The 6514-nt window shown below is 64.2% G+C and carries 7 protein-coding genes; 2 read left to right on the top strand and 5 right to left on the bottom strand.

Annotated elements, in window-relative coordinates:
• Positions 1-304: 304 nt before the first annotated feature.
• The 4 genes from RFN28_RS34115 to RFN28_RS34100 all read right to left on the bottom strand — a co-directional run bounded on the left by RFN28_RS34115 (position 305) and on the right by RFN28_RS34100 (position 4307).
• Positions 305-1294 (bottom strand): DUF937 domain-containing protein, encoded by a 990-nt coding sequence (locus RFN28_RS34115; protein WP_320291522.1) that lies wholly within the window; start codon positions 1292-1294, stop codon positions 305-307.
• Between the two features lie 100 nt (positions 1295-1394).
• Entirely contained in the window at positions 1395-2768 is a 1374-nt protein-coding gene (locus tag RFN28_RS34110; RefSeq protein WP_320291521.1) for a glutamate--cysteine ligase, read from the bottom strand.
• A 125-nt stretch (positions 2769-2893) separates the two neighbouring features.
• A complete protein-coding gene (locus tag RFN28_RS34105) occupies positions 2894-3628 on the bottom strand; it encodes a 16S rRNA (uracil(1498)-N(3))-methyltransferase (protein ID WP_320291520.1) in 735 nt (244 codons plus the stop codon).
• Between the two features lie 31 nt (positions 3629-3659).
• Entirely contained in the window at positions 3660-4307 is a 648-nt protein-coding gene (locus RFN28_RS34100; RefSeq protein ID WP_320291519.1) for a hypothetical protein, read from the bottom strand.
• An 87-nt stretch (positions 4308-4394) separates the two neighbouring features.
• Between RFN28_RS34100 and RFN28_RS34095 the strand changes: the two genes are divergently transcribed.
• Positions 4395-5093, top strand: coding sequence for a type 1 glutamine amidotransferase (locus tag RFN28_RS34095; protein ID WP_320291518.1), 699 nt, complete (start codon positions 4395-4397; stop codon positions 5091-5093).
• 296 nt (positions 5094-5389) lie between these two features.
• The gene (locus tag RFN28_RS34090; RefSeq protein ID WP_263487490.1) at positions 5390-5521 is read left to right on the top strand and encodes a hypothetical protein; all 132 of its coding nucleotides are present in this window, start codon (positions 5390-5392) and stop codon (positions 5519-5521) included.
• 52 nt (positions 5522-5573) lie between these two features.
• On the opposite strand, the gene RFN28_RS34085 is transcribed toward RFN28_RS34090, so the two are convergent.
• Positions 5574-6344: a metallophosphoesterase gene (locus RFN28_RS34085; RefSeq protein ID WP_320291517.1), complete on the bottom strand. Its 771-nt coding sequence runs from the start codon at positions 6342-6344 to the stop codon at positions 5574-5576.
• Positions 6345-6514 lie beyond the last annotated feature (170 nt).

The raw sequence follows: 6514 nt of genomic DNA, 5'->3' as shown, positions 1-6514 counted from the left end.
AAATCGATACCAAATATGATAGCTTGCATGACGGACGGTCTCCTCCACTGGGGTTTCAACACGGCCAGTTTGGCACATTCGATGCCGCAAGGGGCCGTCCACCCATCATCCTAGGTGTGTAGCGACGCGAAGCGGAGCGCAGACCCAAGGATCCATGCCGTGGCCTCAATCGAAGAATGCAGCGAAACAGAATTCTGCACCGTCGCAACGCTTCAACGTCACGGCACGGATCCCTGGGTCTGCGTCGTGTCGCTTCGCTCCTTGCTTCGCCCTAGGATGACGATCGCGTTGGTAGGGTTGCGCCCTATCGCCGGTCCATGCCGCGCTTGAACTGGTCGAAGATCGTTTCCATTCCCTTCTGATATTCGTCGCGCTGCTGCGCGCCGGTCTCGAACATCTTGCCGAAGAAGTCGTCGAACGGGTTCCGCGGCCGACCGCTCGGATTGGTCTGCGGCTGCGATGGTTGGTTCTGGCGGGGTTGGGGCTGTTGCGGCGCCTGTTGCGCGCCGGGCAGCCCGAAACCGCCGCCGCCCTGGCGCAGCATCTCCTCGAACATCTTGCCGAGCGGATTGTCGCCATAGGGGCTCTGTGTCTGCTGCGGTTGCGGCTGCTGCGCGCCGCCGCCGAACATGTCCTGCAGGACCTTGCCGAACGGATTGTCGCCGTAGGGGTTGGGCGCCGGCTGCGGCTGGCTTTGCGGCTGCTGCGCGCCGCCGCCGAACATGTCCTGCAGCACCTTGCCGAGCGGGTTGTCGCCATAAGGATTGGGCGCCGGCTGCGGAGCCTGCACGCCGCCCGCCTGCCGCATCATCTCCTCGATGATTTCGCCGAGCGGATTGCCGCCGGCGCCGAAGCCGCCCGCGGCCTGCATCTGGTTGTTGGTCTGCTTGAACAGCCCGCCCATCATCATCGAGGCCATGGCCGGCAGCATTTGCTGCAGCACCTGCTGGCTGAGCCCGGTGGCTTGCGCGGCCTGGGCGGCGACGGCGCGTGACAGGTCCTTCGAGCCGAACAGATGGCCGAGAATGCCGTTGCCTTCATCGATGCCTTGCGGCGTGAAAGCCCGGGTCGCGTCCTCGAAATATTTGGCATGCTGGCCGCTCGCCATCGCCGACATGAAGGCGCCCAGTCCATAGGGATCGGCCGTGTTGCGCTGCAGCCCTTGCGAAAAGGCCGGCAGCAGCGCCTGCACCGCGGCCTGGGTCTGCTGCATCGAAAGCCCGAACTGCTGGGCCAGCGCCTGCATGCCGGGGCCGTTCTGGGCCTGCGAAAAAATATCGAACAGGGAAGGCATGGGCTTCTCCTCCACAATGTGGTTGCGGAGAACCCTAGTTCCTTTCCATCACCGATTGAAGCAGCTTTTGCCGCGCCACCGTCAAGCGGAAGCCGGACGGTTAATAGGCATACTCCATGAACACCGGTTCGATCGAGCCGCCCCAGCGCGTGTGGTAGGCCGAAAGCATCTCCTCGGCGCTGGTTGTGCCGCGCGCCACGACCTCGTCGAGCGTGTTGAGGAATGAGGTCTCGTCATAGCCGTCGCGGTTCTTCCTGGCGCGGTTCTTCAGCCCAATGCGCGCAATCGCCAGCACGTCGCGGGCGACGTCGCGCAAGGTGGCGTTGCGGAACGGCGCCGATATGCCATGCTCCGGCACCGCGTTGCGCATCGCCAGCGCCTCCTTGTAGGTCCAGCTCGAGGTCAGTGTCTCGGCGGCATCCAGCGCCTGCTCGTCGTAGAGCAGCCCGACCCAGAAAGCGGGCAGGGCACAGATGCGCCGCCACGGCCCGCCGTCGGCGCCGCGCATTTCGAGGAAGCGCTTCAGCCGCACGTCCGGGAACAGCGTCGACAGATGGTTCGCCCAGTCGCCCATCGTCGGCAGGCCATCAGGTACCTCGTTGCGGGCAGCGCCGGCCATGAACTGGCGGAAGGTGTAGCGCGTCATGTCGTGATAGTGGCCGTCGCGAATGACGAAATACATCGGCACGTCCAGCGCCCATTCGACATAGTCGGCAAAGCCGAAATCGGGCGCAAAGCAGAATTCCAGCATGCCGGAGCGCTGGTTGTCGGTGTCGCGCCAGATGTCGCCGCGCCAGCTCTGCAGCCCGTTCGGTCGGCTCTCGGTGAAGGGCGAGTTGGCGAACAGTGCCGTCGACAGCGGCTGCAGCTTCAGCGACACCTGCATCTTGCGGCGCATGTCGGTCTCGCTCTCGAAGTCGAGATTCACCTGGATCGTGCAGGTGCGGTACATCATGTCGAGGCCCTTCGATCCGACCTTCGGCATGTAGCGGGTCATGATCTCATAGCGCGACTTCGGCATTTTCGGCGTTTCGGCCAGCGACCATTTCGGGCTGCCGCCGAGGCCGAGGAAGCGGATGCCGAGCGGCTCGGCGATCTCGCGCACCTGCGCCAGATGCGCATTGCCCTCGCGGCAGGTCTGATGGATCGTCTCCAGCGGCGCGCCGGAGAGCTCGAACTGCCCGCCGGGTTCCAGCGAGATCGCGCCCTGGCCGGTCGGCTCGACAAGGCCGATGATGCGGCCGGCATCCATGATCGGATCCCAGCCGAGCTTTTCCTGCATGCCTTCGAGGATGGCGCGGATGCCGCGTTCGCCGCCATAGGGCACCGGCGCGTTGCCGTCGATATAGAAGGGGAACTTCTCGTGCTCGGTGCCGATACGCCATTTGTCGCGCGGCTTGTTGCCCGCGGCCAGGTAGCCGACGAGTTCGTCGATGCCTTCGATGGGCTGGGTATCGGTTGTGTCGCGCGCCATGAAAAAGCCCTCCGCAGCAGTCGGCCGACCGCCGGGCGCTAGATGGACGAAATGTCAGTAGCCGATCAAGCGAAAAATCCTGAGTCAAGGCTCAACTGGATTTCAAGGGAGAAGGGAAGAAGGCGTTACCAGTCGCCGATCGCAGCCTGGATGACGGCAAGTGCCGCCACCGCCGCCGTGTCGGCGCGCAGGATCCGCGGTCCGAGCGGAATGGCGCTGACGAAGGGCAGCGCTCTCAGCATCCTGCGCTCGTCCTCGGAAAAGCCGCCCTCCGGCCCGACCAGCAGCGCGAGTTTTTTCTCACTTACCTTCTGCAGGGCCGGTAGCGGATTGTTGGTCGAGGCATCCTCGTCGCAGAAGATCAGCCGCCGTCCTTTGTCCCAGCCGCCAAGCAGCCGCTCCAGCTTCTCCGCCTCGCGCAGTTCCGGAACAGCCAGAATGCCGCATTGCTCGGCCGCCTCGACGACATTGGCGCGCAGCCGCTCGATGCCGGGCTTCGCCACCTGCGTGTGTTGGGTGATGACCGGCTGCAGGATGCCGGCGCCCATTTCGACCGCCTTCTGCACCAGATAATCGAGCCGGCCCTGCTTCAGCGGCGCGAAGCAGTAGACCAGATCGGGCAGCGGCGGCTGCGGCCGCTGCAGCGAAAGCACCTTCAGCCGCACCGCCTTCTTGGTCTTGGCGGCGATCGCCGCCGACCACTCGCCGTCGCGGCCGTTGAAGACGAGGATCTCGGCGCCTTCGCCGAGCCGCAGCACATGCGCGAGATAGTGGCTTTGCTGCTGTCCGGCATCGAATTCGAAGCCTGGCCCGAGATCGTCTGGCACGAACAGCCGCTGCATTTTGTAATTGGCGCGCATGGCCGAGCAATGGGCGAGGGCAGCGTTGCCGTCAAGTATCGGCGGACGGATGCCAGACCGGCGCGTAGCCTTGCCGCAGCACGGAAATGCTGGTTGCAGGCGTGAGCAGCCGCAGCGGTCGCCTGGCAAGACGATTGAACGGAACAGGGCCTGCGTAGCCGCCGAATGACCATTCGAGTGCCTTGCCGTCGCGCAGCGCATAAGCAGTGCTGCCGTCGGCAAACATCGTCCCGTCCGGAAGGCCGCCAAGTTCCGCGACCTCGACTGCCGGCGGCCGGCCACCCGAGGCAAGCCGTTCCTTGTGCAGCCGCCTGTCGAGCATCGGTGCGCGCGGCTTGGCGATGCGGACGGCCTCGCCGAAGCGGGCCACGAAATCGCTCGCTTGCTCGCGCCGGCAGAAGAAGCAGGGACGGTGGCCGGCGGCTAAAGCCGTCACCTCGTCGAGGAAGAACAGCTCGGTCCAGCCGGCTTTGCCGCCGGGCCTGTTGCGGCCCATCGGCTCGCGCCGCACGCCGCGGCGCTGACAGACGCAGATGATCCAGGCCGGCAAGGCCCAGCGCTTCCTCAAAAGCGTCTTCGTCTCGGGATCATGGATGATGCCGCGATTGCCCATGAACAACCCGCGCTCTGGCACGGCATGGATGGCGCCGAACGGATCGACCCGGTTCTGCAGTGGCATAGCTTTCTCTCCGGCACGCAGCTTGGCTGAGATGCGGCCGGCATGATATCGCTCGCCCCAGCAATTTCATGTCAGCAGGGTTTCTAGATGCGGGTGCTGGTGGTCCAGAACTACGACAATACCGGCCTCGGCCAGGTCGGCGCCGCCCTTGCGGAGGCCGGCGCCGAGCTCGACCTGCGCCGCCCTTACCTGGGTGACCCGCTGCCGCAGCTTGCGAATGGTCACGATGCTATGGTGGTGCTGGGCGGCGGGCAGAATGCGCTCGACGACAATGACTATCCTTACTTTCCCGCTTTGCTCGAACTGACGCGCGATTTCGCCGGCAAGGATCGCTCGGTGCTCGGCATCTGTCTCGGCGGCCAGCTCGTCGCCCGCGCCTTCGGCGCCGAGAACCACATCGGCGGAGCGGTTGAGTTCGGCTGGTGTGGCGTGTCGCTAACGACGGAAGCCAAGGCCGATCCGGTGCTTGGCGCGCTGCCGGAAAAATTCCCGATCTTCCAATGGCACGACGACACGTTCGACTTGCCCGAGGAGGCCGTGCGGCTTGCCGGCAACGATGCCGCCCAGAATCAGGCTTTTCGCATCGGCCGCGCCGTTTATGGCTTCCAGTTCCATTTCGAGGCGGACCGCCCGCTGGTGCGCGACTGGAGCGCGTCCTTCGCCTCGCTGATCGCCGAACGCCACCCCGACTGGGCCGGCAAGCTCGACGACGAGATGGCCCGCAACGGGCCGGACGCCGATGCCGCCGGCCTGGCGATTGCCCGCGCCTGGGTGGCAACGATCTAATCCCGCTCGCCGACCGCTCTGCCAAGCGTGGCATAATTAGCACGCGACGGCAGTTCCGCCTGGGGAAAACCTGCTTCGTCCTTGGCTTGTGCTCGCGCGCCATCCTAGAAGGCGCCCGCTCTGTTTCGCCCGTGCAACCGCAATGAACCTTCTGTGTGATCCATGCGACACACCGGCGATACAGAATCTGCTTAGAAGCGCGAAATCGTCGAAACATTGAGACGCATTTTATCGTTTCAACACATTGGTAACCGCCTCGTGCACAGATGCAAAAAGCTCAACCAGAGATGACGTCCGTGAAAGCAGCGCTTTTGTCCTTTGTCATGCTGTCTGCCATCGTGGTGTGCGGCCTCGGCATTTATGCTGCCGACGCTGCCAACAATCACCAGGCCGTCGACGGCTACGGCGTCACCGCCGCGCTTCGCTAAAGCCTGATCCTTCCCGACAAACGGAAAGCTGATCCCGCAGTCGGGATCATGGCTAGAACGCCTTTCCCTCGACCGTCAGAATCCGCTTTTCAGCGCCGTTGACGGCCAGCGCGCTCAGTATTCCCGATTGCCAGGCGAGGGTGTCGACATTGACGCGGTTGGCCATCACTTCGGCCTCAGGGACGGGGGTGTGCCCATGCACGATCACCTTCGGATAAAGGCCGGGGTGATCGAGGAAGGTGTCGCGGATCCAGATCAGGTCCTGCGGGCTCTGGCTTCCGAGCGGGACGTCCGGCCGGATGCCTGCATGGCAGAAGAAGAAGTCGCCGAAGGACACCGAAAAGGCCAGCGATCGCAGGAAATCGACATGGCTTTGCGGCACCGCCTCGACCAAGGCCGCGTGACTGTGCAACAGCGCCTCATCCGACCTGCCGAACCAGCCGCCGCCCGCCGATAGCGACACGCCGTAGGACTGTGCGGTCTGGACGCCGCCGAAGTGCATGAACAGCCCGTCAGCATCGGGCTCGGCGAGAAAATCGAGGAAGCCGATGTCGTGGTTGCCGGCGAGCACCAAATTGCGCGGATCGCGCTCGCGCGCCTCGATCAGGAAGTCGATGACGCTTTTCGAGTCCGGTCCCCGGTCCGTGTAGTCGCCGAGATGGATGATGCGCCAGTCGGACAACGGCGCGGTTTTCAGCTCGCTCTCGATCCGGCGGTGCATGGCGACGAGCAGGTCATAACGGCCGTGCACGTCGCCGATGGCGTAGAGCCGCATGCCGTCCGGCCCGCGCGCATCGAGAAAATGGATGCCGGTTTCAGTCAAGGCGAGCGTCTTCCCGTATCAATCATTACGGGAAACTAGGGCGGATCGGTGAATAAGCTCCTAGTGGCACTGCACAGGGATTATGACTCTTTGGCGGTGGGCTTTGGATAGGCTTTGGCCAATTTGAGGCGGGCCTGTTCGGTCGAGAACATCCAGTTGATGCGGGCGCC

It is taken from the genome of Mesorhizobium album, from assembly GCF_033977205.1.
Taxonomy (GTDB): domain Bacteria; phylum Pseudomonadota; class Alphaproteobacteria; order Rhizobiales; family Rhizobiaceae; genus Mesorhizobium; species Mesorhizobium album.
This window is presented reverse-complemented; position numbering and strand designations above follow the sequence as displayed.